The following is a 24424-nucleotide window of genomic DNA, read 5'->3' on the forward strand; positions in this document are numbered from 1 at the left end:
GATTTTTCCTGCCTTTTGGATAAGAAAAAAGCGTTCTGGCTTTAGGGCCAAAACGCTTTTTTGGTTATTATTTGGTCAGTACATTTTCTAAATCTTTTACACCGCTGTAAATGAGGTTGAACAGCTCGTCAATTCCATTTTCCTCGATGCAAGAGAAGGCAACGCGCAGGTCAGTTTCACCCAGCGCAATCGTACCGACTCCGTATTGATCCAACAGGTGGTTACGCAATGCTTCTGCATCTACTGTTTTCAATTTGAGGCACATAAAGTAGCCGGAGTTGAACGGGTAGTAGCCCCATGCATCATCAAACTTGCCAGTATCCAGCAGTTGTTTGACTCGATTTGCACGGCCTTTCATGATCTCAAATTTCTCTTGCTTCTGCGCGTGGAATTCTGGCGAAGTGAGAGCGTGCAGAACAAAGGTTTGGGAAGGATGTGCACCACTGGAGATTGTCGCACGGATGATACCCAATGTTTTTTGTTCGAGCGCACTTAAGAGATCGCTGGATGGAGCGGCATAGGTAATGAAACCAACACGGAATCCCCATACATATTCTTCTTTCGTTGCACCATCTACTTTAATTGGCAGAATACGTGGATGCAAATCGCACAGGTTTGCAAACATCGACTCAGTCATCGAATCTTCAAAGAACAGACCGAAGTAAGCATCGTCTGTTACAACCACGAGATTGATACCAGCCTCAGCGCCTGCTTTCAGTGCTTCTACGATTTGTTTTCCTTCCTCAGCTCCAGGAGTATAGCCGGTTGGGTTGTTCGGGAAGTTGAGGATAACGATTGCTTTCCCTTTTTCTTTTTGTGCCAGAATCGCGTCACGCAATCCAGCAGCATTAAACTTCATTTCATCGTTATATAATGGGTAATACACCATTTCTGCACCACGGCGGATGCCGAAAGTAAGCTCGTAGTTTTCCCAGTTTTTATCTGGAATGATCACAGTGTCACCATGATCTGCATAGAGGTCAGCCACAACGCTCAATCCGTGAGTCAAAGCATTGGTCACAATCGGATTGCTGAATGATTTTGTAGCCAGGGAAGGCTGCTCTTCAACCATTTTTTTGCGCCAAGCAGCACGCAGTTCAGGTTTTCCTGCGGGAGGAGCATATTCGTACAAGTCTTTTGGCGCAAAAGCAGACAGGTTATCCTGAATAACCTTCAAATGCATAGGCTGCCCGTTTTCGAGAGCAATCCCGATCGTAGCATTGTATTTTTTTGCTTTCGCTTTTGCTTCAGCAGACTGGCTTAGAATCCCTTCTTTTGGGAAATAAATCTGTTTTCCGATGTTGGACAGCATGTCAAAAACGTGTGGATTTTCCCGCTGAATCGTTTCGTTCAGCTGTGTTGCTATAGAATGCATGATAGCCTCCCTCTTCATTTAGAACATCTGTATGTTTACCAATAAAGATAGCGTATCTACGCGCATTTGTCATCTACCATGGGACGATTTTTCAGATTTTTGAACGGATTTCCTTTGACACGATGGGGTGGCTTTGCTACCTTGAAAGCGACGAAGTACGTTGTGCGGGAGGTTGAGGAGTTTGGCAGAACACACGATTATCCGCTTGGGAGATCCGGTTTTGCGCGAAGTCTCAAGAAAAGTCTCAATGTACACCACACATACGGTAAAGATTTTAGATGCTTTGGCACGTACGATTTATGCTGATAAAGGCAGGGCGGGCTTGTCTGCTGTTCAGATTGGAATACCGAAACGGCTGATTGTTATGGACTGTGGCAGTGGCTTAATTGAGCTAATCAATCCCCGAATCATCGAAAAAGCAGGAGAGCAGACTGGACCAGAAGCATGCCTCTCGATTCCAGGTGTGGTCGGTATCATTACCCGAGCAGCATATGTAAAGGTCGAAACGCTAAACCGCAGAGGGGAGACTGTTACGATTGAGGCAGATGATTTATTGGCGCGCTGTATTCAACATGAACTGGATCATCTCGAGGGAATCCTATTTATTGATTACGTAGATGAGCTGTATTCAGCACGATCGGGAAAAAAACTGAAGCCGCGAGACGCCCATCCCATTTTGCTTCAAAGAAGATTGATTCAGAAAAAGTGAGACGACGGGGTGGAACAAAGATGAGAAGATGGAACATTGTCATTACGGGATTTGGGTCAGTAGGCAAGCAAGTGGCTCGATTGTTAGAACAAAGACACACTTCTTATAAAGAAAAATATCAGGCAGATGTCAGGCTCGTAGGCATCGCTCGCTCTGGGGGTGGCTGTCTGCAAGCTGATGGCTTGACTGCTAGGCAGTGTGAGGACTTCGGGTCGCAGCGAGCTCAGACGAGTGGCTCTTTTGATGGAGCTGCTTTTTTGGCTGCCAGTCATGCGAATATTTTAATTGAAGCTGGTCCCACTGACATTCAGACAGGGGGCTCGGGACTGCTTTACATAAGACAGGCTTTAGTACAAGGGATGCACGCCATCACGATCTCAAAAGGGGCACTGGTCGTTGATTATGCGGGCTTGTCAAAACTGGCTGTGCAAAATAACGTCATGCTCAAGATCAGTGGAGCAACAGCAGCCGCTTTGCCTACCATTGATTTATTGCAGTACAACCTGGCAGGGTGTGAAGTGCGGGCGATCGAGGGAATTTTTACAGGGACGACCAATTATGTATTAACTAGCATGATGGAGAAAGGCTTGTCGCTTGAAGAGGCGATTCGGAGTGCTCAAGAGCTGGGGATCGCTGAGCCCGATCCGTCCTACGACATAGATGGCTGGGATACGGCCTGCAAGGTCACTATATTGGCGAATGCCGCTTTCGGTGCCTCTTTGCAGCTAGCAGATGTTCCAAAAATGAGTGTGCGGGACGTAACGCCGGACCAAATCGCGCATTGGAAGGAGCATGGAAAGCTCCCTAAGCTGGTCGGTAGTATACGCAAGACAGACAACGGACTTAGCGCAGCAGTCGTTCTGCAGCCGATAAATGCGTCACATCCATTTGCCAATGTGACGGGTACGACGAAAGCCATTCGGGTCGAAACAGATGTCATGGGTGATTTATTGGTCGTCGGAGGAAAGTCGGACCCGATTGCTGCTGCAGCTGCTGCTTTGAAGGATCTTGAGCATATTATTAGCAGGTAAAGTACTTCTCATGAAACGTTTTTTCGCTTCCCATCGTTTTGTGTGGATGCCCAAGGTAGATTCGTTCATACTAAGCAGGCAACAGAGTAAAACCACTCTGAGGAGGCCTAAGGGATGAATAATCATTCTGATTTCAATGCCGAGCTGCAGCAAGTATCTGCTTATCCAACCAAACAAAAAGTTGGTCAGGAAGACGTGGCACTTCTGAATGAACAGGACAGCTGCTGTTGTTCCGGGCAGTCTAGCTGTGACACGACAAAGAAAGTACAGGCTTCCAAGGCTGAACAAGAATAAGGCTGAGCATGAAGAAAGCCGAGCTCTCTACAGAAGAGAAGCTCGGCTTTCGCTTATTGAGTGATTATCCGATAAATTCTTGTACCCAGTAACCATTCGTATATCCAACACCAATTTTAGTGAAGGCAGGATTCATAATGTTTTGGCGGTGACCTTCACTGTTCATCCATTGATTCATTACTTCTTCAGGACTGCGTTGACCCATGGCAATATTTTCACCTGCAGTCATAAAGGAGATGCCATACTTTTTCATCATATCAAAAGGAGAACCGTATGTCGGGCTATTATGATCGAAATAGTGGTTGTTGGACATGTCAGCAGCTTTCGCAAGCGCTACATCCGAGAGAGCCGAGTCCAATTGAACAGGCTTGAGACCTGCTTTTGCACGCTCTTGGTTGACCAAGTCAGCAACTTGCTTTACGAAATTGGAGGCTTGAGCCTGGTTGGTTTCGTTAGCTGGTGTAGCTGTTGGTTGTGCTGGAGCTTGCTGTACTGGAGCTTGCTGTACAGGAGCCTGTTGCATAGGCGCTTGTGGCACTGGAGCTTGTCCAGGTGCTTGCTGAGTTGGCTGAACAAAATATTGCTTCGGCGCGAATTGTTGGCCATTTACGAAGTTGAACGGCTGATTAGAAACGGGCTGTGAATACGTTGGCAGAGAAGCTTGATTCGATTTCTGCATTTGCTGCAGGAAAGGCATTAATTGAGATTGAAAGTTCGATTGAACTGGGCAATTTGTAGATGCAGCAAAAGCTGAGGTGGAGAAGCCTGTTAGGGCCAAGCCCAATCCTAGAGTCATAGCGATGGTAGCTGTACCAAAGCGTTTCATATTCACATCGTCTCCTTTTTTTAGCCTACGAGGTTAGTTGTCGGATTCGGATTGAGGAAACAACCCGTCGCCTGTGGCGATTCACCCCATGCAGATTTCTCCGCAAAAAAAAGTCCCCCGCACTGCCTTTGACTGGAAGTTTCGGCTTATTGGTTTGGCATGACCCAGAATATCAGACTATCCCACCCGAAATAAAGGAGTAATATTTGGCAGCTAGCTACTCTTTCTCGTTATTCTCTTCGTTCCAGGCGGTGAGTCCGCCTAGTAGTGCCGCGGCTTGAAACCCATGCTCACGAAGTAGGGCAGCAGCCTTTTGTGCTTTGTTTCCAGTTGTACAAATCGTTACGATCTGTGAACTTTCCAATTCCTTGGCCGTGTCCTCGTCAAAAGGCTTATCCTGTTCCTTCATAATGAGGTAAGGTACGTTTTTTGTTGGTGTTTTTGTACTATATATACTACCCATAACGAACTTGTCGTTGTCCCTCACATCTAGTAAAATAAGGTTCGAGTTGTTCTCTAACATCTGTTTTAATGTTTTACTATGTATGGTGTCTGTCATGATCAAAATCCCTCCTTTCATCTATTGTAGCAGATTCGCAAGGGCTTGGAAGGGCTTAAGAGATATTGATTTAATTGGACAGCCATGGTAGAATGATGATGCTACTTGAAAAATCGAAGCCCATAAATTCATCGAGGTGTATGCTCATGGATAACGTTTTTGAATCCCCGATTCACACTGGCGCGGTCATCGGAGCCGCAAGGATGAAAGAGAGGAAGGGCTTTCGTTGTTTTAGGTTTTCAAAAAGCTATACTTTGCAGTTCCGTCATTACGACAATCACATATAATCGAAGTAGATATTATTCACATATCATGAAGGCATATCGCTTCTAGACAAGGGATATTTCTTCATGATATGTGAGTTTTATTGCTTCGGTAAATATGACTAGCATATTCAAATTGACTTTTTGGAGGTTTTTTTAAATGCAAACGAACGGAACAGTAAAATGGTTTAACGCAGAAAAAGGTTTCGGTTTCATTCAAGTAGAAGGCGGAGACGATGTATTCGTTCACTTCAGCGCGATCCAAGGCGACGGTTTCAAAACTTTGGATGAAGGTCAACGCGTTCAATTCAACATCGTTCAAGGCAACCGTGGTCCACAAGCTGAGAACGTAGTAAAACTGTAAGTCTCCTTTATTAAAAAAGCTGTCCGTTCGCGGGCAGCTTTTTTAATTTGCTTAGACATCAAAAACCAACCCCGTTTGATTTGAACAAAGCGAGGTTGGTTTTTTGTTTTGGATTAAAAGGGGTCATTGGCATAAGGACCTTTGGTTGCCATCCGGAGCAGGTTACTTGCCATGTACTTAGGCGAATAGCTCATATCATTCTCCAACCACCAGATGACGACTCCTAAAAAGGCAGAAGCTGTGTAGCGGATGACCATTTCTTTGGGAACCGTCAATGCATTTTCTTTTGCCAGAACTGAAGACATCCCTTCCTGAATAAATCCAGCGAGAACCTCCTGCAATCGTGCGACAAAGTAAGGAATATGATGCTTGGCGAGCATGACTCTGTAAAAGTCAGCGTGTTTGGCAATCTGTGCAAACATCCCGACAAAGGATGGTGGAGGTTCCTCGAGATCGACAAAGGAAACAACAGGTGTATTCGTCATATCCAAGTTCGTGATTAGTTCGTGGAGAATATCGTCCGTGCTCAAAATGAGTAAGTCATGCTTGTCCCGATAATGAAGATAGAACGTTGCACGATTAATGGTAGCACGGTCTGTAATATTCTGAACCGTAATACTATCATATCCACTTTCATCGATAAGTGAAACGAGAGCATCCCTCAATAAGTGACGCGTACGAATGATCCGGGGATCTACTTTTCTTGCTTTTGACAACAAAATGCAGCTCCTTGTTTAACTTTTGTAGGTTGATCGACAAAATCAACTCGGGTGTTGGATAAGCGTCATGACGAGATGTTCTGTTGTTTGTCGAACAAAATTGGCATTGCTATAATTATGTACGACACAGTGTCGCAAAAACAACTAGTTGTTTATTAAATATCATTTTATTATGAGACACAACTAACAGAAAGGACGGATCGAGAATGAATCGTCTAGCTGGAAAAGTAGTCATCATTACGGGAGCTGCGATGGGACAAGGAGCAGCGGAAGCAAAAATGTTTGCGCAAGAAGGCGCTAGTATTGTTGCAACAGACATGCAAGAAGCAAAGCTGCAAGAAGTCGTTGGAGAAATTACGAGTGCAGGTGGCAAAGCTATCGCTGTTAAGCATGACGTTGCCTCTGATGCAGACTGGAAAAACGTAGTGGAAAAAGCGGTACAGGCTTTTGGTAAAGTGGACGTCCTGGTCAACAATGCAGGAGTTAGCACCGATAAAAAGCTGGAGCAATTCGATCTAGAGCATTGGAATAAAGTTTTGAACATCAACCTGACAGGGTGCATCGTCGGAATGAAATATGTGGTACCAGAGATGAAAAAAGTTGGAGGTGGCTCCATCATTCATATTTCATCAATTGCAGGACTGGTAGCATTGAATTATACAAATGCCTACACTGCTTCCAAAGGGGCCCTGCGTGCATTGGCCAAAGCCTCGGCAGTGGAACTCGCCCCGGATAACATCCGCGTAAACTCTGTTCATCCGGGTATTATTGTTACCCCGATGATTCAGGAGGCACTCGATCAGGGAGCGCAGCAAATGTTTGAAATGGGGACACCACTTCCACGTTTGGGCAAACCGGAAGATATTGCGTATGGCGTGCTTTTCCTCGCTTCAGATGAATCAAGCTTTGTAACCGGTACGGAAATGGTGATTGATGGCGGTTGGACTGCACAATAATAACAAATCAAGACGTCGGGAAATAAATCCTGGCGTCTTGTTTATTTGCGGGAACAGTTATGCTACAATACGTATTCCAATTCATGTAAATTACCTGTACGTTCCTCTTTACATGGCTACAGGCAGGAGGAGTTACCATGAGTGAATGGCTTGACCAGCTGCAAAAAGAAATTGCAGCCCTTAGAAGCTCAATCCGCATCGAAAAGATTCTAAAAGGATTTTCTACTGATGAGAAGTACCGCGTGTATTTGTCTAATGGAGAGAACCGGTTGCTGCGTATTTTTAAGCTTGACCAATGGGATCAGAAAAAAGCCGAGTACGACATGATAAAGACCATTCAAAACCTTGGGGTCAAAGCGTCATTACCCATAGAACTCGGAATGATCCCAGCAATGGACATAGGCTACATGGTTTTATCCTATTTGGATGGGGAGGATGCTCGTGATGTCCTGCCAGAATTGTCCGCAGAAGAGCAGCGACAAATTGGTTACCTAGCTGGCTGTGACTTGGCAAGCATGCATCAGCTTCCCGCTCCAACCTACGTTTCTTCCTGGTATGAGAGGTGCATCCAAAAGCACCGGAATTATGTTCGTGCCTACCAGGAATCCTCCCTCGAAATTACGCACGCTGACAAAATCAATGCTTTCATCGAAGATCACCTTACCTATTTGAAAAACAGGCCCAATCGTTTTTTGCATGATGATTTCCATGTTGGAAACTTAATTGTTCATGAGCGACAATATGCAGGTGTCATTGATTTTAATCGCTATGATTGGGGAGACCCCATTCACGAATTTACTAAGCTAGCTTTTTTCAGCAGGGAAATCAGTGTTCCCTTTTGCAATGGACAGATTACGGGCTATTTCCACAATGAAGAGCCGCCAGACTCGTTTTGGATTTTATATTCGGTATACACGGCCATGACGATCTTCTCCTCTGTCGTTTGGACGGGACGTGTGGTGCCTTCGCTGCTTGATGATATGAACCAGCGAGTCAATAAAGTCATTGAGGAGCATCAAGCATTCGAACGCACCATTCCGGTCTGGTTCTGCAGGTCTGAAGCACACACGTAAAAAAGGAACTATGAAAAAATCATAGTTCCTCCTCAGGTATAGAACGGATTAGAAACAAGTATCAAGTGTTACAGTTTGGAATTGGCTGTCGAGTACAGTAAGACCGTTCACGATACCTCCGCCAACAGATGTCCGGCCATAAGTGGTGAGAAGAACATTTTCTTCAGCATTTCGATTGCTGTTATTGTTGTTGTTGTTATTGTTGTTGTTGTTGTTATTGTTGTTGTTGTTGTTATTGTTGTTGTTGTTATTGTTGCAGCCGACAGTAAGGCGTACTTCATAGTGAAAGGAAGCAGGTACTGTTGCATTAAACGCAATGCGAGTATTACCAGCAAGCGTTTGAGTGACATCGAGCAGCGTGCTGACGGGATTGGTTTGCACTACAGCGTTACCCCAGTTTAATACCTGTACGCGAACCTCTACTTCATCGTTGTTCAAGTTAACCAAGTCAAGATGTGCTGTTAGTGCGACGGCGAGGTTATTTTGCAAAATTCCTGTCGTTCTTACTTCTTGTCTTCTGTTTTTTCTTCCTCCATCTGACATTCACGTTCACTCCATTCATGATGTTTTAATTAGTGGGACATAATACTTTATTTCATCTTGTACCTTTTTGTAACGGCGAACGCATGGGGACGAGTAACCATTTCGAATAGGAAGGCGTGGAAATCGTTGATTTATGCTAATTTGTTCAAGCAAGCGGAATATAGCGCACGGTTTGAATGGGGATATGAAGGGGCTCGGCAGCTTGGACTAGGATCTTCACTCATAGTCATCATCGATGTGCTCTCGTTTTCTACATGCGTCGACGTGGTAGTCGGCAGAGGTGGCAGTGTATTTCCCTATCGCTTTAAAGATGAAACAGCCCGTCTCTACGCGGAGCAAAAAGGGGCGTTGCTCGCTGGGCGAAGAGGCGAGCGCATATCTTTATCTCCTGCGGCTCTACAATCAATACCCGTTAACAGCAGGATTGTTCTGCCATCGCCAAATGGCTCCACATGCACGGTGCTGGCAAAGGAAAGCAAAGCAACGGTCATCGCTGCGTGTTTACGCAATGCTTCAGCCGTAGCCAATTACATACGTGAGCGGAAAGAAACGGTAACAATCATTGGCTGTGGAGAAAGGTGGCCAAACGGTGCCCTGCGACCAGCCATCGAGGATATCATCGCTGCAGGAGCCATCCTGTATGAATTAAGCGAACACACACTTTCCCCGGAAGCGCAAATGGCTGTCGCTACGTATACCTCTGCAAAAAGAGAGCTCGCATGGTTCTTGGAGCAATCAGGATCAGGGCAAGAGCTGATTCGCAGTGGGTATCTTGAGGATGTACAAGTGGCGGGGCAATTAAATAGTAGTCAGCATGTTCCTGTTTTAAATGATGAAGGCGCATATGAGGCAATGGAGCTGGATTGATTTCCAAATATTTGTAACAACTAATGCTGTCCGAACGTCTTACATAGATAACAAGAAAGAATGTGAGGAACAGGCGAATGAGGAAGAAAAATCGTACCTCCTTTATCATGCTGTCATCTTTAACGATCGGGATTGCCATAGCGGGTTGTTCGCAAGAGAGCCAGCCAATCAAAGCCAGCCAAGCACCAGAGAAGCAAGCTGAGACAGTATCGAATGCAGTATCTGTGAATCAGCAGATTCCTTCGCAGGTAGAGCTAGCTGCTTGCAGCTCCGAAAGTATGCAGCAGACGACTTCAGTAGATCCAACCGTAAAAAAATGGCGCCAGCTTGGAGATGGAAGACCACTCAGTGGCATCGCTTCGATCAGTGTTGATCCTATTTTTGATGGGGCTGGATACGGGTGGAAGCCAGGAACGTCATATGCGATAACAAAAGACGGGTCGGTGTGGAAGTGGGGATATGATAATCGTCCAATAGATTTTCCTGTTCGAGTAAAAGGGATAAACGGTGTCAAGCAAATCACTGAGTCGTTTGCGCTGACGAATGACGGCCAGGTGTGGAGGCTAAATCAAGAGGGGACCGCTGAGAAAATAAAGGAGCTTAAAAACGTTGAATCCATCCAGCTTGGTGAGATGTTTGATGCTCTGTATGTACTGAGAAAGGATGGGACTCTCTGGAAACTGGATAATGATTCCGACAAGCCTGAGCAGCTAACTGGGATCGCAAACATGCAAAAGCTGTACGCCTCTGCTGACTCGTTATATCTCATTGATCGGACTGGAACGCTCCATTATTTGAGTGGACGCGAGGGGCCATTCAAAAGCGATAACAAGCAAGTGATCCCGCTTCCTGGAAAAGTGAAGCAATTTGTGGTGAGCTATCGGGATCATGCCCTCATTCAAATCGAATCGGGGGAGGTGTACGCTTTTTCAGCCCAGGAGCAGCAGCCAAAGCACATGCCGTTAGCAGATGGAGCAAAAAGACTGGCAGTAAATGCCGATGGCATGTACCTGATGGTCAAAACAGATGGATCAGTCTGGGGGTGGGGGACAAATACAAATCACATGCTTGGAGAAAGTCAGCCAAAGACCGTTGAAAAGCCGGTACCGATTCAAACACTAACCGACATCATCGATATTCAGGCAGGGACAGATCATGCATTGGCACTGGATAAAAACGGGCAAGTTTATTCATGGGGGAGCAATATGACCGGCCAGCTCGGCAGATTACCTCTATTTTTTGCAAAGTGGACTGAGCTGGGACAATTATCCGACATTCAACAGACTGTAACGAAACTGGAAAAGCCACATTTCCTGCGTAGAGACGGTTCCATCTGGAGCATGCATGAAAATCGTACGACTTATAAAATAAAGGGTCCCGCACACATACAAAAGCTGGACAGCATGCTTGGTTTTCCGGTAACAATCGACCAAGCTGGCAAAGTGCAACTGTGGCAGAAGGATTTCTTATCCTGCCAAACACTTACGCTTCCTTTTTCAGTCAAAGACATGGTCGCAGGTGATGACCATTTGCTGGTGCGTACAATAGATGATCAATACATGGCGATCGCATTCGATTATGAATCTAAGGAGTCAGACTCCGTTCAGATTGTCCCTGGCAAGGTGGAAATGGTTAAGATCGACTCTTCCCTCGCCCCTCAAATAAAGAATCTGTATGCGAATCTTTATACTTTTTTGGCTCTAACCAAAGAGGGCGAAGTGTTTTATGCAGATCGCACCAAAGGCGTTCCCTACCAATTTAAAAGGGTTCAGGGCTTACACAATATCATTGCGTTAGCTCCAGAATTTTTTGTTCGTGCAACGCATGACCCTGCATCGGTATGGGCTCTGGATGATAAGGGGCGTGTCCAAGAGCTGCTGCTTCAACCAGAGTTTGAACGATCAAGAATCACGTCGATTCAAGCTGAGATAGGGACTAATGTAGAAGAGGGAATTGACAAAATAAGTGGTAGACTTCGACTGACAAAAGACGGTCAAATTTTTGAGCATGACTGGAGTCCTTCAAGCAAAGAACGGATATCGGAGTCGGTTCGCTTGGTTTCTTCAACGTATCGATATTGGATCGAGGGACCTGGCTCTCATTATCATTTATTAGTGACGGAGAGCGATAAGATCATTGTCATCGGCTTTAATCCATTTGGTCAAAGCGAATCGGTTCCTGAAAAAGTGATTACACCATAATGACCATATTGGCAGCTGTGGGAAAACATCCCATACCTTCCACATTTCACGGATGGAATGGAATCATTTGTGAATTCCTGATAAAATGATTGGAAAGCCCTTTCGGGGGCTATTTTTTAAGGAGGGCTTTTGCATGAAAGATTTTACTCTCGTCAAAATTGTTTATGAAAAACAACTGGGAGGTGACATTTATTATGAACCATAGCATTATGAGCGGCACACGCAAACATTTGATTAGTCAACTTGTTTTCTTTGATGAGCAGTATTCGCTTTTTTACGATCAATACGTTCGTGATTATGGTAAGGATAAACAGATTGTAGATAGCTTGGTAAAACGTTACAAGGAAACACTGGAAAAATTACTTTCTGGTGACGACGAAGCTTTATCAAAGTCATTGCATGGAATTACGCTCCTGGGTAGCAGTGTAAAGGTTCTATTTGAAGAGGATGGATATGAGGAATCATTTACTGTGGTTTATCCAACAGATATTGATCCTGACAACAATCGAATTTCGTTCTTATCCCCTATTGGTAGACAATTACTGTTGGCTGGGCCTGAAGATTCAATCGTTTTAGAAAGTCCTGTCGGTTCCAGCCATGTACAGATCAGGGAGATAAGGTTTACATATATGGGCGGATTTTCGTAACATCAAAATCGAACAACGTATTTTGGAAAAAAGACACTACGAGCTAGTGTCTTTTTTTCCGCTAGTAATGGCTTTGAGCTTCAGGAAAATATTCTTCGAGGGTTGGGAATATCCGGTATTATTCATAAAGACGAGTCGTTTTCCATATTTCCCTTTCGATAAGGAGTGGCTATGTTTACCTACCTTTGTAGTGGAAGGGAAGTAAATTGGTCAAAAGAGGTTTCAGACGGATGAAAATAAAAAGTGCAATGCGAATTTCCCTTTTTCAACCACTGAAAACTACAAAGCCATCCTCACGATTTTTGGATAAACTAACGACGACAAATGACCTCATGAAAGGAAAATAAGGCTTTGAGGAAATGGAAATGGAGCTACGTTCTCCCCATACTTCTGATTCTTCTTCTCAGTGCAAGCCAAACATTCAAACCAACACAGCCTGAGCCAAAATCTTTTAAGCTTGACCAAGCACAGGGAAATAGAGGTACACCCGAGCGAATTGTTATGGGCTGGAATGCTTTTGGAACGACGGAAACCTATATCGAGCAAAATCGTGCTTCACCAAATTTGAATGTAGTATCTCCCCGGTGGTTATCGCTGGATTCAGAGCATCTTGTCACAGGGGAAGTAGATCCAGCGTATGTAGAGTGGGCACACCAATCGGGCAAACAGGTTTGGGCTTTTTTTGGAAATAAATTTGACGCTGAGCTGACCGATCAGGTACTAAGTGAGCGGAACAATCATGTGAAAATAGCTGAGAAGCTGGAAAAAATACTCACAGAAAATAAAATAGACGGGATAAACGTCGACTTCGAAAATATCAATATGAAGAATAAAAATGACTTCGTGGCGTTTGTTCGCCAACTAAAACAGTCACTTTCCCCACACGGAATTGTCGTTTCCATCGATATCACGCGTGAAAATCCAGATCCATTCTGGTCAGGCAGCTATGATCGTGCACAGCTTGGCAAGATTGCGGACTATATCATCATGATGGGGTACGATGAGGATTTAGGTGGTGGGGAAAAAATAGGTTCTGTCGCGTCATTGCCATGGGTAGAGGAAGGAATCCAGCTGTTAATCAAAGAGGTGTCACCCTCAAAGATCATCTTGGCTGTTCCCTTTTATACGAGAGAATGGGTTACGAATTTGAAAACGAAAAAGGAAACGCGGTACGACCGAACTATGATTGAGGTCGATGAAATCATCCAAGACAAACAGTTGCAAAAGAAATGGGACAAAAACGTCAAACAAAATTACGTTGAGTTCGTCGAAAACGATGAAAAGCATCAAATTTGGCTCGAAGACAAAGATTCCTTGCAGCAAAGAGTAGATCTTGTGAATAAATACGACTTAAAAGGGACAGCAGCCTGGTTCATTGGGCAAGAAACTCCGGAGATATGGCCGGTTTTCCATACCAGTCCATAAATGATGATAAAAAAACCTCTATGAGGCATGCCCGCCGAGAACCGCCCTTTTTGTAAAGGATCAAGGGCGGTTTTTTTATGTGGAAAGCTATTTTGCGTCGCGCTTTTTGCGAACAAGCGTAGAGATGTTTACTTTCAGCAGGTCGGCACATTCCTGCATCGTTTTGGTCTGAGCGAGCATTCGATGAATGTACTCCTTTTCAAAGCGTTGTACAGCTTCTTTTAACGGTATAGGGGCATCGAATTGCTCGATGTTTACTGGAAGCGAGGCTTTATTGGAGCTTTGGATGGAGGCAGGCAGCTGATCCACCTTTATTTTTCCGTTTTCACACATATGGTAGGTGCGTTCTACCACGTTTTTCAATTCTCGTATGTTTCCCGGCCAATCATAGTGGGTTAATGTTTCCAATGCTTCGGGATCAATTCGTTTTTCCTGTTCGTATTTTTGCTCCATCTTTTTCAGGTAGTAGAAGACTAGAGCAGGAATGTCCTCACGCCTTTCTCGCAGTGGCGGAATCGTGATAGACAGAACGTTTAACCGATAATACAAATCCTGGCGGAATCGTTTTTGCTCCACCATCGCTTCGAGATTACTATTGGTCGCAGCAATAATTCGCATTTGCACACGTCGGACATTTTTGCCGCCCAGTCTGCGGATTTTTCCATCCTGTAGCACATTCAACAGCTTGACCTGAAGTGGGTAAGGCAGGTCGCCGATTTCATCGAGGAATATCGTCCCTTTGTCAGCTAGCTCAAATAAACCCTCCTTGGCATGGTTTGCCCCTGTAAAAGCTCCTTTTTCATACCCGAACAATTCGGATTCAAGTAAATGATCGGGGATTGCCCCACAGTTGATTTTGACAAGCTCACCGCCTAGACCACTCTGGTTATGGATGTAGTTGGCGAGGACATCCTTTCCGACACCTGACTCGCCTAAAAGCAGCAAGGGGGAGTCGTTCTTGGCAAAGCGTTGGGCCAAAGAAACGATCCGATGCATGATGCCACTGCGATAGACGAGCTGTTCATTTGAATCGCTGCCATTTTGGATTTGCTCTAACGCCTTCTGAAACTCCACATTAATCTGGCGCGTTTCTTCGAGTTCTTGCTGCAGCTGATTTAATTCCGTAATATCCCTGACATTGCCCACGACATACAGCAGCTTCCCGTTTTCATCCAGTACAGGTGTAGCGGTATTGATCGTTTTGCGTCCATTTCCGTATTCAATCGCGGTGCTGTAAATCTTTTTTGTTTGGATCGCTTTGACTGCAGAGGAATCAGAGACAATTTCCATATCTAGCTGTTGAATGAAGCTGTAATGATCCAAGATATCTGCCGAAACACCAGTCAGCTGCAAATAAGCTTGATTATAAAGAAGTACATACCCGTTTCGGTCACATATGGCTAAACCGTCGTGGGACGTATTGAAGATGGTGGAAATGAGACCGAGTAGCTCGTTCTTATCATTGGTTTGGAAGTACTGGGTTTTATGCAAGCAGGTCCCCTCCTATTTACCCGAGAAAATACAGTTCACACATATTAGAAAGAAAGCGCGTACATATGAAATAGTCAAAAATAATCATCCATGTGCAAATTTGCATATGCAAATATGATAGTTTTTATCTCGAATCCTTGTACATCACTCAGCATTTGGCAAAAAACGAATTGGCATACTTTTTGCTCTATTCATTTTATATGATAACGGCCAAATATCATATGGTTTTCATTCCGTTGAAAGCGAGGGATTGTAATGAGTGATTTGATGAATTTGTACCAAGTGCTGACTCCAGATGGAGAGCTCCTTGAAAATATAGGTGACAAGCTAAACGATGCGATGATTGTAAAAATGTATGAGAGTATGGTGCTGGTGCGCGCATTTGACCGTAAATCCGTACATCTGCAACGCCAAGGGAGGATGGGGACATATGCTCCCTTCGAAGGACAGGAAGCGGCTCAAATTGGAAGCGCTTTAGCATTGTCCCCTGGAGACTGGCTGTTTCCGACTTATCGGGACCATGCGGCGGCGATCGTTCACGGTCAGTCACTGTCTCGCGTCTTTTTATACTGGATGGGGCATATGGAAGGCAGCATTAGTCCGGAGGGAAAAAACATCATGCCGCCGTGTGTGCCGATTGCTACTCAGATGGTTCATGCTGTCGGTACGGCATGGGCAAGCAAGCTTAAGCAGGAGAAGCATGTCAGTCTCGCATTTTTCGGTGACGGAGCCAGCTCAGAGGGTGATTTCCATGAGGCGCTGAATTTTGCAGGTGTGTTTAAAACGCCTACGATCTTTTTGTGCCAAAACAACGGGTATGCGATCAGCGTTCCGTTAGCACAGCAGTCTGCATCCAAAACGATTGCGCAGCGTGGAGCCGCTTATGACATTCCGGGAATTCGCGTAGACGGAAACGATGTTTTTGCGGTCTGGTTGACGATGAGAGCAGCCATCGAGCGAGGACTTGCTGGGCTTGGACCGACTCTGATAGAAGCAGTCACCCATCGCTACGGAGCACACACAACAGCAGATGATCCAACCAAATACCGAGATCAGCACAATTTGGCAGAAGAGTGGAGAAGCAAGCGCGATCCGATTGATCGACTGCGCAAATATATGGAAAAACATGGTCTTTGGAATGAAATGAGGGAAGCAGCTTTGAACAAGCAGGTAGCTGAGCAAATCGATAAGGCACTAGTCGAGGCAGAAAGCTATCCAAAATCCAAACCGTCTGATATGTTCCAGCATGTCTACGCTGAACCGACATGGATGATCAAAGAACAGGAAAAAGAGCTTCCGATGCCAAAAGGCGAGAGAGGGGTAACAGCATGAGCAGAAAACTCACGATCATTCAAGCAATAACGGAAGCAATGGATCAAAAGCTGGCAGACGATCAGCGAGTCATGCTGCTCGGTGAGGATATCGGCCTCAATGGTGGCGTATTTCGTGCAACAGATGGCTTGCTCGAAAAGTATGGTCCTGAGCGGGTAGTCGATACCCCACTTGCAGAAGCAGGCATCATCGGTTCAGCTATCGGCCTCGGAATGAACGGAATGATTCCCATTGTAGAAATTCAGTTTCTTGCTTTTATTTACCCAGGATTTGAACAAATTGTCTCCCATGCAGCGCGGATGAGATATCGTACACGTGGTCAATACCATGTTCCGATGGTGATTCGCACGCCATATGGTGCTGGTATTCGCGGTCCGGAGCTCCACTCAGAGAGTGTAGAAACCTTCTTTGCACACGTTCCAGGGCTGAAGGTAGTTGCTCCTAGCTCACCTTACGACGCCAAAGGACTGCTCATTTCTGCTATCGAGGACCCGGACCCTGTCATCTTTTTAGAGCCAACGAAAATCTATCGTGCCTTTAAAGAAGAGGTACCAGAGGAAATGTATCGTGTACCAATCGGAAAAGCAAAGGTCGCTCGTGAAGGCAATGATTTATCCATCTTTGCTTGGGGAGCCATGGTTCGGGTTGCGGAGGATGCCGCGAAGCAGATTGAACGCGAGCGCGGCTGGTCATGTGAAGTTGTCGATTTGCGTACGATTTATCCGCTGGATCGCGAGGCGATTGTGAAATCTGTGAAAAAGACAGGTCGCGCGCTCGTTGTTCATGAAGCGCATAAGACAGCAGGCATGGGTGCCGAAATTATCTCGATTATTAACGATGAAGCATTGATCTATCTGAAAGCTCCCGTCAAACGGATCGCTGGTTTTGATGTACCCGTACCGCAATTTTCGATCGAGGACGATTATTTACCGACGAGTGAACGAGTCAAACAAGGGATCGAACAAACCATTCAATTCTAGCAAAAGGAGGTGCTTGTTCTATGGTGGAGTTTAAACTGCCGGATGTCGGAGAAGGCATGCATGAAGGTGAAATATTGCGTGTCCTCGTCAAAACTGGCGAGTTTGTTCAAATGGATCAACCGATTTTAGAAGTCCAGACAGACAAGGTCAATGCGGAGCTGTCTGCGCCTGCATCAGGTGTCGTCACGGAGATTTTCTTTGCCGAAGGAGATACCGTTCATGTAGGAACGACACTTTTGACGATAGATAATGGGACGAAAACAGAGGAGGCTCCACTTCCTAAAACTGAACAGACAAGAGCAGTTGAAGCAAAAGAGGTGAAAGAGCCCGTTTCTGCCAAATCCGCTAGCCAGGGAGTCAAGCGTGTCCTGGCAACTCCGTTTGTACGGCAAATGGCCCGTGAGATGAAAATCGATATCGAGCAGGTGCAGGGAACAGGCCCGATTGGACGAGTAACAGAAGAAGATTTGCGCCGTTTTGCCCAAGTCCCTCATGCCAAACCGTCGAAGGAGAAAACCCTGGAACCGGCAATGCAGACTGTATCTTCGCCAGCGAAAGGCTCTTCCGCTTCCAGAGAGAAAATAGAAGAGCGAATCTTGCTCAAAGGTATCCGCAAAAAAATCGCTGAACAAATGGTGAAGTCTGTCTCTACGATTCCACATGTTACATCCGTTGACGAGTTTGAGATGGACGAACTGAAAGCGGTTCGTGAGCGATTGAAGCCATTCGCTGAGAAAAAAGGTGTCAAGCTGACGTTCCTGCCCTTTTTCATCAAGGCACTGGTGCTGGCGTTAAAAGAGTTCCCTATGCTCAATTCTTCTCTTGATGAAGAGACAAATGAAATCGTACTCAAGCATTATTATCACATCGGTATTGCAACGGATACGCCACAAGGCCTGATCGTGCCCGTGATCAAGGATGTCGACCAAAAATCGATTTTCGAGCTTGCTGCCGAGATCAGCAGCTTGGCACAGCTAGCCCGGGATGGAAAGCTGAAGATGGAACAAATAACAGGCGGTACCTTTACGATCAGTAACGTGGGTGCGATCGGTGGTTTGCAGGCTACACCGATTATTAATCATCCGGAGGCGGCGATTTTGAGCCTTCATAAAATGGAGAAGCGTTGGGTGGTTCGGGAGGATGAAGGGGTAATTCGCTGGATGATGAATACATCTCTTTCCTTTGACCATCGGTTGATCGACGGAGTGACTGCTGTGAAATTTACCAACAGGATCAAGGAACTGATCGAGGAACCGAATCTGTTGTTCGCGGAGATGATATAGATGGTAGTCGGTGAAGTAGCGGTAGAAACAGACGTAGTCGTGATTGGCGGAGGACCTGGGGGCTATGCGGCAGCGATTCGACTCGGGCAGCTCGGTAAATCGGTCGTTCTGATCGAAAAAGCAGAGCTAGGGGGAGTCTGTCTGAATAAAGGCTGCATTCCCTCAAAAGCATTGATCCATGCTGCTGGTGAATACCACAAGCTCTCTCATGTCTCGAAAATGGGGATTCGCTTGCCACAGGGTGAGTCCTCGTTTCACATGAGCGAATGGCAAGGGTGGAAATCGTCAATCATCTCCCAGTTAAACAAGGGTGTCAGCCATCTTTGTGAGGCAAATGGTGTAACCGTCGTGAAAGGAGCGGCAACCTTTTTATCGGATGATCGGATCGGTGTCGAGACTGGTCATGATTTTGAAACCTTTAAATTTGAAAATGCGATCATAGCCACTGGTTCACGGCCATTTCTCCCTGGCTTTCTTGAACGGGACGGAACCCACATTCTTGACTCTACTGATCTATTGCAGCTCACAGAAGTTCCTGAGAAGCTAGCGATCATCGGTGGGGGTTACATCGGTATGGAAATGGGTATGGCGCTTTCCAAGCTTGGAGCAAAAGTAACGGTTATTGAAGCTGCTGAGCGGATTCTGCCCCAAATCGGTGCAGCTTTCTCGCAAGAAATTCAAAAACAGGCAAAAAAGCTCGGAATGACGATAAAAACCTCTACGAAAGTGGAGACAGCTACTGTTGTCGATGGACATGTGGAGCTTCGGCTAAATTCGGAAAAAGACGGAGAAGAGCTGCTCATTCAAGACAAAGTCCTCGTCACAATTGGACGTAAGCCAAACACAGAAAAGATGGGACTATCCCAAGCAGACGTTCATGTAGATGAGCGAGGCTACATCCCTGTTGATCAGTCGTGCCGTACCAATCGCCCTCATATATACGCAATTGGTGACGTGACTCCTGGAATGGCGCTTGCACATCGCGCTGCAAAGCAAGGTATAGTGGCAGCAGAAGTGATCTCAGGCTTGCCAAGTGCGAACGATTCCGATCTGGTACCATATGTCATCTTTACCGAACCGCAAATAGCAGGAGTCGGGTTGACAAAGGAAGAGGCCGATCAGCTTGGATATCACGTCAAGTCTGCTGCTTTTCCATACGCGGCAAATGGCAGGGCACTGGCAACCGATCAGGGAAGCGGCTTCGCGGAGGTAGTTGTAGATGCAGAGAGCCATCTCCTATTGGGAATGCACGTCGTTGGAGCGGAAGCCTCGAATTTGATCGGAGAAGGAGTACTCGCTCTGGAAATGTCCGCTCGGGCGGAGGATTTATCGATGACGATGCACGCTCATCCTACGTTGAGTGAAGTGTGGATGGAGGCTGCAGCAAGTGTACTCGGACATGCCATTCATGTGGTTAACAAGAAGTAATTAACAGGATGCCTAGAGGCAAGACCTCAGTGAATCAGCTCGACTTTGCAAAAAGTGAGCTGAAGGAGCTGGGGTTTTTTTATGATGATCCATGAGACTTTTCAAGCGCTTTAGCAAAGCACAGAATAACCGAACAAAAGGACAACCGAATTAAAGGATAAACGCGTCAGCGTGTGCATTTGCACAGAATACATGTGGATAGTACTATCAGATTATTCCAATAAAGAGAACGCTTTCAGGAGTGAACGAAAACATGGGGAACAAGGTTCGTTTTTGTCCTTGCAATCAGCTTACGAGCGCTTCAGAGCTAAAGGTAAAATTGAGAGAAATGCCAGATACCGAAGTAGAAGATCATAGATGCTTGAACTATTGTGGACAATGCCTGGTAGAGGCTTTTGCAGTGGTAAATGGGAAAAATATTAGAGGGTGTTCGGACGATGACCTGATGAAAAACATTTGTCACTATCTGGGAGAGTAGGTCACACACAGGGATTGGTGCCTGCATGACGAATAGGATTGGATAGGATAGGAGGACTGTCCCCACAATGAATTCTCTCTGCTCCCGATTTTTATTAGTTCTTTTGACGACTAGTCAGCTATTCTGATTCAAGATGTGCATCCGAGGAGGAGAAACCGTGATCCGTTCCTTTATAGAAGTTAGCCCAGATTCCCATTTTCCTATTCAGAATCTTCCGTACGGTGTCTTTCGTCCCAAAAAAGGCGGCGGGAGCAGAGTCGGTGTTGCGATTGGTGAATTCATCCTCGATTTATCTGTGATCGATGATGCTGGACTGTTTGTCGGAACGACTGTAAGTGGCAAAGAGATTTTCAACCAGCCTTCTTTAAATGCGTTTATGGCGCTTGGAAAAGAGTCTTGGGCAGAGGTTCGCACGAGTATCCAGCGATTGCTCAGTGCTGAAGTGCCCTCTCTGCGGGATCGTCCTGTGCTTCGAGATGCTGCGCTGCTGCGACAAGCAGATGTCCAGATGCAGCTGCCCGCACAAATTGGTGATTACACGGATTTTTATGCGTCCAAAGAACACGCAACCAACGTCGGAATCATGTTTCGTGGTAAGGAAAATGCCTTGATGCCAAACTGGCTGCACTTGCCTGTTGGCTATCACGGAAGGGCCAGCTCTATCGTGGTAAGTGGAACGGATGTGCATCGGCCAAAAGGACAAATGAAAGCACCAGATGAGGCCACTCCTTATTTCGGACCCAGCCGTCAGCTCGATTTTGAATTAGAGATGGGTTGGTTTATTGGACCTGGCAATGAGAGAGGTGAAGCGGTCACAGTTGAACAGGCAGAGGATCATATTTTTGGCCTTGTTCTCGTCAACGACTGGAGTGCGCGAGATATTCAGTCGTGGGAGTACCAACCTCTCGGGCCGTTCTTGGCGAAAAACTTTGCTACGTCCATCTCGCCTTGGGTCGTCCCTATGGCAGCATTGGAGCCGTTTCGTGTGGCAGGTCCAAAGCAACAGCCGGAGCCGCTTCCTTATTTGCGAGCACAAGACAAAGCCTCCTTTGATATTCGACTAGAGGTGCATTTGCGAGGGGCAGGTATGGCAGATCCAGAGCGTATTGCGACAAGTAATTTCCGACATCTGTATTGGAGCATGGCACAGCAGATTGCACATCATACCGTGACCGGATGCAATTTGCGGCCGGGAGACTTATTGGCGTCGGGAACGATCAGTGGCCCGGAAAAAGACAACAGGGGCTGTCTTTTGGAGCTCGCCTGGAGAGGAACAGAGCCAATTGAGCTTGGAAGTGGCGAGAAAAGGGTATGGCTAGAGGATGGTGACCAGCTTACTCTGACAGGGTGGTGTCAGGGGGATGGCTATCGGATTGGTTTTGGTGAGGTAACTGGCCGTATTTTGCCTGCTTTTGAGTGAATGATAGTACGAAAGCTGAACAAAAGAGGGTATCCGCACTGGATGCCCTCTTTTGCCTGTTACATCTGATCGCCGCACTCGCCCGGCTCGTAGTTAAACTGCCATTCGATCCCGAATTTATCGATTAAACTGCCGTAGCATTTACTCCAGAAGGTTTCCTGCAGCTCTAACCGCACTTGAGCGCCTTCTTTTAACTTATGGAAGTAGGATTCGATTTCTTCACGATTTGCACTGACCATCGCGAGGCTGAAATTGTTTCCTGCTTGATAAGGCAGGCCTGGAAACGCGTCGGAAAACATGACAGGACTTCCATTGATCATTAGACGTGTGTGCATGACAAGGTTCTTCGCTTCCTCGGGAAGTGCAAAATTCGGATCGGGTGGTGTATCCCCGAACGTCATCATTTGCGGGATATCTTGACCAAAAACATTGGCGTAATACTCTACCGCTTCCCGACAATTCCCGTTAAAGCTTAGATATACATTTATTGCCATTCGTTTCATTCCTTTGTTTTTCGAATTTGTTGAAAGACGCCTCGATTACGTCTCTAGCTTGTTGCGAATTTCTGGTAAATATACCTAGGAATGCGAAATGGGGAGAAGGGATTGGGCGACGGATGTGGAAAAGTATTGGCTGGACATTTCCTGATCGGAGGAATCAGAATGACCGTACAAAAGCCCGTTGGATTAACAGCAAGCGTAGGCTATCAGATTGGCGTGAGAAGAACCATTCCAGCCGAGACGAAGCATGTCTGGGACTTCTTTTTTTCACCAGAAGGCTTGTCTATCTGGCTCGGAGACATTCAGCATATCCCATTGCAAAAAGGTCAGTCCTTCCAGACAAAAGATGGGTGTTCGGGTGAGCTTCGCGTGGTAAAGCCGGGTGGGCACGTGAGAATGACCTGGAAAAAGGCTGATTGGGAAGAGCCCTCCACGCTCCAGGTTCGTTTTTTGACACCGAGCGCTGAAAAAACGACGATCAGCTTTCATCAGGAGAAGCTGGCTAATGCGAGTACAAGAGAAGAAATGAAGGAGCATTGGGAGCAGGCTTTGGCGAAGATCGAAGCCCGTCTTCGCTGAGATAAGCAAAGAAGCAGAGCAGTTGTGAAAGCGTGCAAATTACACTCCTTACCGGGCCTGACTGAATGGTTAGGTCCTTTTTTATGTCAATGTAGCGCTCATTTTGCCGTTGACTTTACCCCTAGGGGAAGGCACATAGTTGAAGGGGAGCAAAGCGGCATGCAACATGCTACAAAATCTAATAACAAGTGAAGAATGGAGGGGAAGGGTTGCTCTCAATTGGCGAGTTCTCGAAGATATGCGAAGTATCTACAAAAACGCTTCGCTATTATGAGGAAATTGGATTATTGAATCCGGTGGAGATTAATCCTGATAGTGGTTATCGGTATTATTCCATCGGGCAGTTAAAAACGATGCTCTTTATTAACCGGTTGAAATCATATCATTTTTCTCTGGAAGAGATCAAAGAGATTCTCAATACGGAGGACGATCATACAGAAGAGAAGCTTTATTCTACCCTCACTCGCAAACGAAGCGAAATACAGGAGAAGCTGCATGCTCTGGAATATACCCTCAAGCAAATAGGTAATGACCTTCACCAATTGGAAAAGGGCTTCCCCGTTATGTCCTACCTCGACGAAATAGACGTACAGCTTGTAGAAACAAAGCCCATGACGCTCCTGTATACGAGGAAGCTGATGAATAGAAACGACTATACTGCAGGTTATGGAGAGTATTTTAGCAGGCTATATGAAAAGGTAGCGAAGGAAAAACTCACGTTGCTAGGAACACCCATGACCATTTATCACAGCTCTGAATACAATCCAAACGGGAATGATACAGAGTTTGCCATCCCTATTCTGGAAGCGGTTAAGAGAACAAGGGATATGCCTGGTTTTCTTTGTGCGAGGTCTATTTGGAAGGGACCCTATTCCGTTTTGACATCGATTTACGCCAAGCTGAGAGAGTGGATCGAAAAGGAAGGATATGAAATGGTGAGCTCGCCATATGAAGTGTATGTAACCGACCCTAACCAAACGAGTGGTGCATCTGAGGATATGGTTACGGAAGTTTACTTTCCTATTAAGAAAAAGTAGGTACCGTGTCTGCAAACTAAATGAAAAGCACATGCTTCAAAACA

The 24424-nt window shown here is 45.9% G+C and carries 25 protein-coding genes and 1 riboswitch; of the genes, 18 read left to right on the plus strand and 7 right to left on the minus strand.

All coding sequences use genetic code 11. The features are described from left to right. Positions 1–67: 67 nt before the first annotated feature. Positions 68–1375, minus strand: coding sequence for an aminotransferase class I/II-fold pyridoxal phosphate-dependent enzyme (locus C3B52_RS12465; protein WP_103106406.1), 1308 nt, complete (start codon positions 1373–1375; stop codon positions 68–70). A gap of 181 nt (positions 1376–1556) precedes the next feature. Here C3B52_RS12465 and def point away from each other — a divergent pair, with 181 nt between their 5' ends. The 3 genes from def (at position 1557) to C3B52_RS12480 (ending at position 3409) form a co-directional block, all read left to right on the plus strand. Beyond that, entirely contained in the window at positions 1557–2084 is a 528-nt protein-coding gene (gene def, locus C3B52_RS12470; RefSeq protein ID WP_103106407.1) for a peptide deformylase, read from the plus strand. A gap of 20 nt (positions 2085–2104) precedes the next feature. Next, entirely contained in the window at positions 2105–3115 is a 1011-nt protein-coding gene (locus C3B52_RS12475; protein WP_103106408.1) for a homoserine dehydrogenase, read from the plus strand. 114 nt (positions 3116–3229) lie between these two features. Next, on the plus strand, positions 3230–3409 hold the full coding sequence (locus C3B52_RS12480; RefSeq protein WP_103106409.1) for a hypothetical protein: 180 nt from the start codon (positions 3230–3232) through the stop codon (positions 3407–3409). A 64-nt stretch (positions 3410–3473) separates the two neighbouring features. Here C3B52_RS12480 and C3B52_RS12485 read toward each other — a convergent pair whose 3' ends face one another. Together C3B52_RS12485 and C3B52_RS12490 are read right to left on the minus strand one after the other, a co-directional pair. Further along, positions 3474–4235: a CAP domain-containing protein gene (locus C3B52_RS12485; RefSeq protein ID WP_103106410.1), complete on the minus strand. Its 762-nt coding sequence runs from the start codon at positions 4233–4235 to the stop codon at positions 3474–3476. Positions 4236–4242: 7 nt separating this feature from the next. Next, positions 4243–4392, minus strand: a riboswitch (cyclic di-AMP (ydaO/yuaA leader). 60 nt (positions 4393–4452) lie between these two features. Then, entirely contained in the window at positions 4453–4794 is a 342-nt protein-coding gene (locus C3B52_RS12490; RefSeq protein WP_235615684.1) for a rhodanese-like domain-containing protein, read from the minus strand. A 423-nt stretch (positions 4795–5217) separates the two neighbouring features. Between C3B52_RS12490 and C3B52_RS12495 the strand changes: the two genes are divergently transcribed. After that, positions 5218–5421 carry a cold-shock protein gene (locus C3B52_RS12495; protein ID WP_023556900.1) on the plus strand — a complete coding sequence of 68 codons (204 nt, stop codon included), beginning with the start codon at positions 5218–5220 and terminating at the stop codon, positions 5419–5421. Positions 5422–5534: 113 nt separating this feature from the next. Here the strand turns inward: C3B52_RS12495 and C3B52_RS12500 are convergent, their stop codons facing one another. After that, a complete protein-coding gene (locus C3B52_RS12500; protein ID WP_103106411.1) occupies positions 5535–6137 on the minus strand; it encodes a TetR/AcrR family transcriptional regulator in 603 nt (200 codons plus the stop codon). Between the two features lie 209 nt (positions 6138–6346). On the opposite strand from C3B52_RS12500, the gene C3B52_RS12505 reads away from it, so the two are divergent. Both C3B52_RS12505 and C3B52_RS12510 read left to right on the plus strand, forming a co-directional pair. After that, positions 6347–7096, plus strand: coding sequence for a glucose 1-dehydrogenase (locus tag C3B52_RS12505; protein ID WP_103106412.1), 750 nt, complete (start codon positions 6347–6349; stop codon positions 7094–7096). 137 nt (positions 7097–7233) lie between these two features. Further along, entirely contained in the window at positions 7234–8169 is a 936-nt protein-coding gene (locus tag C3B52_RS12510; RefSeq protein WP_103106413.1) for a phosphotransferase family protein, read from the plus strand. A gap of 48 nt (positions 8170–8217) precedes the next feature. Here C3B52_RS12510 and C3B52_RS12515 read toward each other — a convergent pair whose 3' ends face one another. After that, positions 8218–8616: a hypothetical protein gene (locus C3B52_RS12515; protein ID WP_235615685.1), complete on the minus strand. Its 399-nt coding sequence runs from the start codon at positions 8614–8616 to the stop codon at positions 8218–8220. A 222-nt stretch (positions 8617–8838) separates the two neighbouring features. Here C3B52_RS12515 and C3B52_RS12520 point away from each other — a divergent pair, with 222 nt between their 5' ends. From C3B52_RS12520 to C3B52_RS12535, 4 genes are all read left to right on the plus strand, one after another. Next, positions 8839–9579 (plus strand): 2-phosphosulfolactate phosphatase, encoded by a 741-nt coding sequence (locus C3B52_RS12520; RefSeq protein WP_103106415.1) that lies wholly within the window; start codon positions 8839–8841, stop codon positions 9577–9579. 77 nt (positions 9580–9656) lie between these two features. Beyond that, a complete protein-coding gene (locus tag C3B52_RS12525; protein ID WP_103106416.1) occupies positions 9657–11780 on the plus strand; it encodes an RCC1 domain-containing protein in 2124 nt (707 codons plus the stop codon). Positions 11781–11974: 194 nt separating this feature from the next. Continuing rightward, positions 11975–12427 carry a GreA/GreB family elongation factor gene (locus tag C3B52_RS12530; protein ID WP_103106417.1) on the plus strand — a complete coding sequence of 151 codons (453 nt, stop codon included), beginning with the start codon at positions 11975–11977 and terminating at the stop codon, positions 12425–12427. Between the two features lie 501 nt (positions 12428–12928). Beyond that, on the plus strand, positions 12929–13852 hold the full coding sequence (locus C3B52_RS12535; protein ID WP_164684767.1) for a glycosyl hydrolase family 18 protein: 924 nt from the start codon (positions 12929–12931) through the stop codon (positions 13850–13852). A gap of 87 nt (positions 13853–13939) precedes the next feature. Here C3B52_RS12535 and C3B52_RS12540 read toward each other — a convergent pair whose 3' ends face one another. Further along, the gene (locus C3B52_RS12540) at positions 13940–15343 is read right to left on the minus strand and encodes a sigma-54 interaction domain-containing protein (protein ID WP_103106419.1); all 1404 of its coding nucleotides are present in this window, start codon (positions 15341–15343) and stop codon (positions 13940–13942) included. A 264-nt stretch (positions 15344–15607) separates the two neighbouring features. On the opposite strand from C3B52_RS12540, the gene pdhA reads away from it, so the two are divergent. The 6 genes from pdhA (at position 15608) to fahA (ending at position 22264) form a co-directional block, all read left to right on the plus strand. After that, positions 15608–16675 carry a pyruvate dehydrogenase (acetyl-transferring) E1 component subunit alpha gene (gene pdhA, locus C3B52_RS12545; RefSeq protein ID WP_103106483.1) on the plus strand — a complete coding sequence of 356 codons (1068 nt, stop codon included), beginning with the start codon at positions 15608–15610 and terminating at the stop codon, positions 16673–16675. Next, positions 16672–17655 (plus strand): alpha-ketoacid dehydrogenase subunit beta, encoded by a 984-nt coding sequence (locus C3B52_RS12550; RefSeq protein WP_103106420.1) that lies wholly within the window; start codon positions 16672–16674, stop codon positions 17653–17655. The genes pdhA and C3B52_RS12550 overlap by 4 nt, the downstream gene beginning before the upstream one ends. Before the next feature lie 20 nt (positions 17656–17675). Beyond that, positions 17676–18938 carry a dihydrolipoamide acetyltransferase family protein gene (locus C3B52_RS12555; protein ID WP_103106421.1) on the plus strand — a complete coding sequence of 421 codons (1263 nt, stop codon included), beginning with the start codon at positions 17676–17678 and terminating at the stop codon, positions 18936–18938. Next, on the plus strand, positions 18939–20366 hold the full coding sequence (gene lpdA / locus C3B52_RS12560) for a dihydrolipoyl dehydrogenase (protein WP_103106422.1): 1428 nt from the start codon (positions 18939–18941) through the stop codon (positions 20364–20366). Positions 20367–20619: 253 nt separating this feature from the next. Then, positions 20620–20844: a DUF1450 domain-containing protein gene (locus C3B52_RS12565; protein ID WP_103106423.1), complete on the plus strand. Its 225-nt coding sequence runs from the start codon at positions 20620–20622 to the stop codon at positions 20842–20844. Positions 20845–21001: 157 nt separating this feature from the next. Beyond that, entirely contained in the window at positions 21002–22264 is a 1263-nt protein-coding gene (gene fahA, locus C3B52_RS12570) for a fumarylacetoacetase (protein ID WP_103106424.1), read from the plus strand. 59 nt (positions 22265–22323) lie between these two features. On the opposite strand, the gene C3B52_RS12575 is transcribed toward fahA, so the two are convergent. Beyond that, complete coding sequence (locus C3B52_RS12575; RefSeq protein ID WP_103106425.1) at positions 22324–22758, minus strand: VOC family protein; 435 nt, start codon at positions 22756–22758, stop codon at positions 22324–22326. 111 nt (positions 22759–22869) lie between these two features. Here C3B52_RS12575 and C3B52_RS12580 point away from each other — a divergent pair, with 111 nt between their 5' ends. Together C3B52_RS12580 and C3B52_RS12585 are read left to right on the plus strand one after the other, a co-directional pair. Beyond that, entirely contained in the window at positions 22870–23343 is a 474-nt protein-coding gene (locus C3B52_RS12580; RefSeq protein WP_235615686.1) for an SRPBCC family protein, read from the plus strand. A gap of 209 nt (positions 23344–23552) precedes the next feature. After that, a complete protein-coding gene (locus tag C3B52_RS12585; protein ID WP_103106426.1) occupies positions 23553–24380 on the plus strand; it encodes a MerR family transcriptional regulator in 828 nt (275 codons plus the stop codon). The last annotated feature ends 44 nt before the right edge of the window (positions 24381–24424 follow it).

Source organism: Brevibacillus reuszeri (genome assembly GCF_002897295.1).
Classification (GTDB): Bacteria; Bacillota; Bacilli; order Brevibacillales; family Brevibacillaceae; genus Brevibacillus; species Brevibacillus reuszeri_A.

What these genes read in the sequence shown, in the direction of transcription:
- C3B52_RS12485 (WP_103106410.1), bottom strand. Translation starts at nt 4,235, where the DNA reads ATGAAACGCTTTGGTACAGCTACCATCGCTATGACTCTAGGATTGGGC.
- C3B52_RS12495 (WP_023556900.1), top strand. Translation starts at nt 5,218, where the DNA reads ATGCAAACGAACGGAACAGTAAAATGGTTTAACGCAGAAAAAGGTTTC.
- lpdA (WP_103106422.1), top strand. Translation starts at nt 18,939, where the DNA reads ATGGTAGTCGGTGAAGTAGCGGTAGAAACAGACGTAGTCGTGATTGGC.
- C3B52_RS12480 (WP_103106409.1), top strand. Translation starts at nt 3,230, where the DNA reads ATGAATAATCATTCTGATTTCAATGCCGAGCTGCAGCAAGTATCTGCT.
- C3B52_RS12465 (WP_103106406.1), bottom strand. Translation starts at nt 1,375, where the DNA reads ATGCATTCTATAGCAACACAGCTGAACGAAACGATTCAGCGGGAAAAT.
- C3B52_RS12555 (WP_103106421.1), top strand. Translation starts at nt 17,676, where the DNA reads ATGGTGGAGTTTAAACTGCCGGATGTCGGAGAAGGCATGCATGAAGGT.
- C3B52_RS12510 (WP_103106413.1), top strand. Translation starts at nt 7,234, where the DNA reads ATGAGTGAATGGCTTGACCAGCTGCAAAAAGAAATTGCAGCCCTTAGA.
- C3B52_RS12575 (WP_103106425.1), bottom strand. Translation starts at nt 22,758, where the DNA reads ATGGCAATAAATGTATATCTAAGCTTTAACGGGAATTGTCGGGAAGCG.
- C3B52_RS12530 (WP_103106417.1), top strand. Translation starts at nt 11,975, where the DNA reads ATGAACCATAGCATTATGAGCGGCACACGCAAACATTTGATTAGTCAA.
- C3B52_RS12505 (WP_103106412.1), top strand. Translation starts at nt 6,347, where the DNA reads ATGAATCGTCTAGCTGGAAAAGTAGTCATCATTACGGGAGCTGCGATG.
- C3B52_RS12535 (WP_164684767.1), top strand. Translation starts at nt 12,929, where the DNA reads ATGGGCTGGAATGCTTTTGGAACGACGGAAACCTATATCGAGCAAAAT.
- C3B52_RS12525 (WP_103106416.1), top strand. Translation starts at nt 9,657, where the DNA reads ATGAGGAAGAAAAATCGTACCTCCTTTATCATGCTGTCATCTTTAACG.
- C3B52_RS12490 (WP_235615684.1), bottom strand. Translation starts at nt 4,794, where the DNA reads ATGACAGACACCATACATAGTAAAACATTAAAACAGATGTTAGAGAAC.
- C3B52_RS12475 (WP_103106408.1), top strand. Translation starts at nt 2,105, where the DNA reads ATGAGAAGATGGAACATTGTCATTACGGGATTTGGGTCAGTAGGCAAG.
- C3B52_RS12565 (WP_103106423.1), top strand. Translation starts at nt 20,620, where the DNA reads ATGGGGAACAAGGTTCGTTTTTGTCCTTGCAATCAGCTTACGAGCGCT.
- C3B52_RS12550 (WP_103106420.1), top strand. Translation starts at nt 16,672, where the DNA reads ATGAGCAGAAAACTCACGATCATTCAAGCAATAACGGAAGCAATGGAT.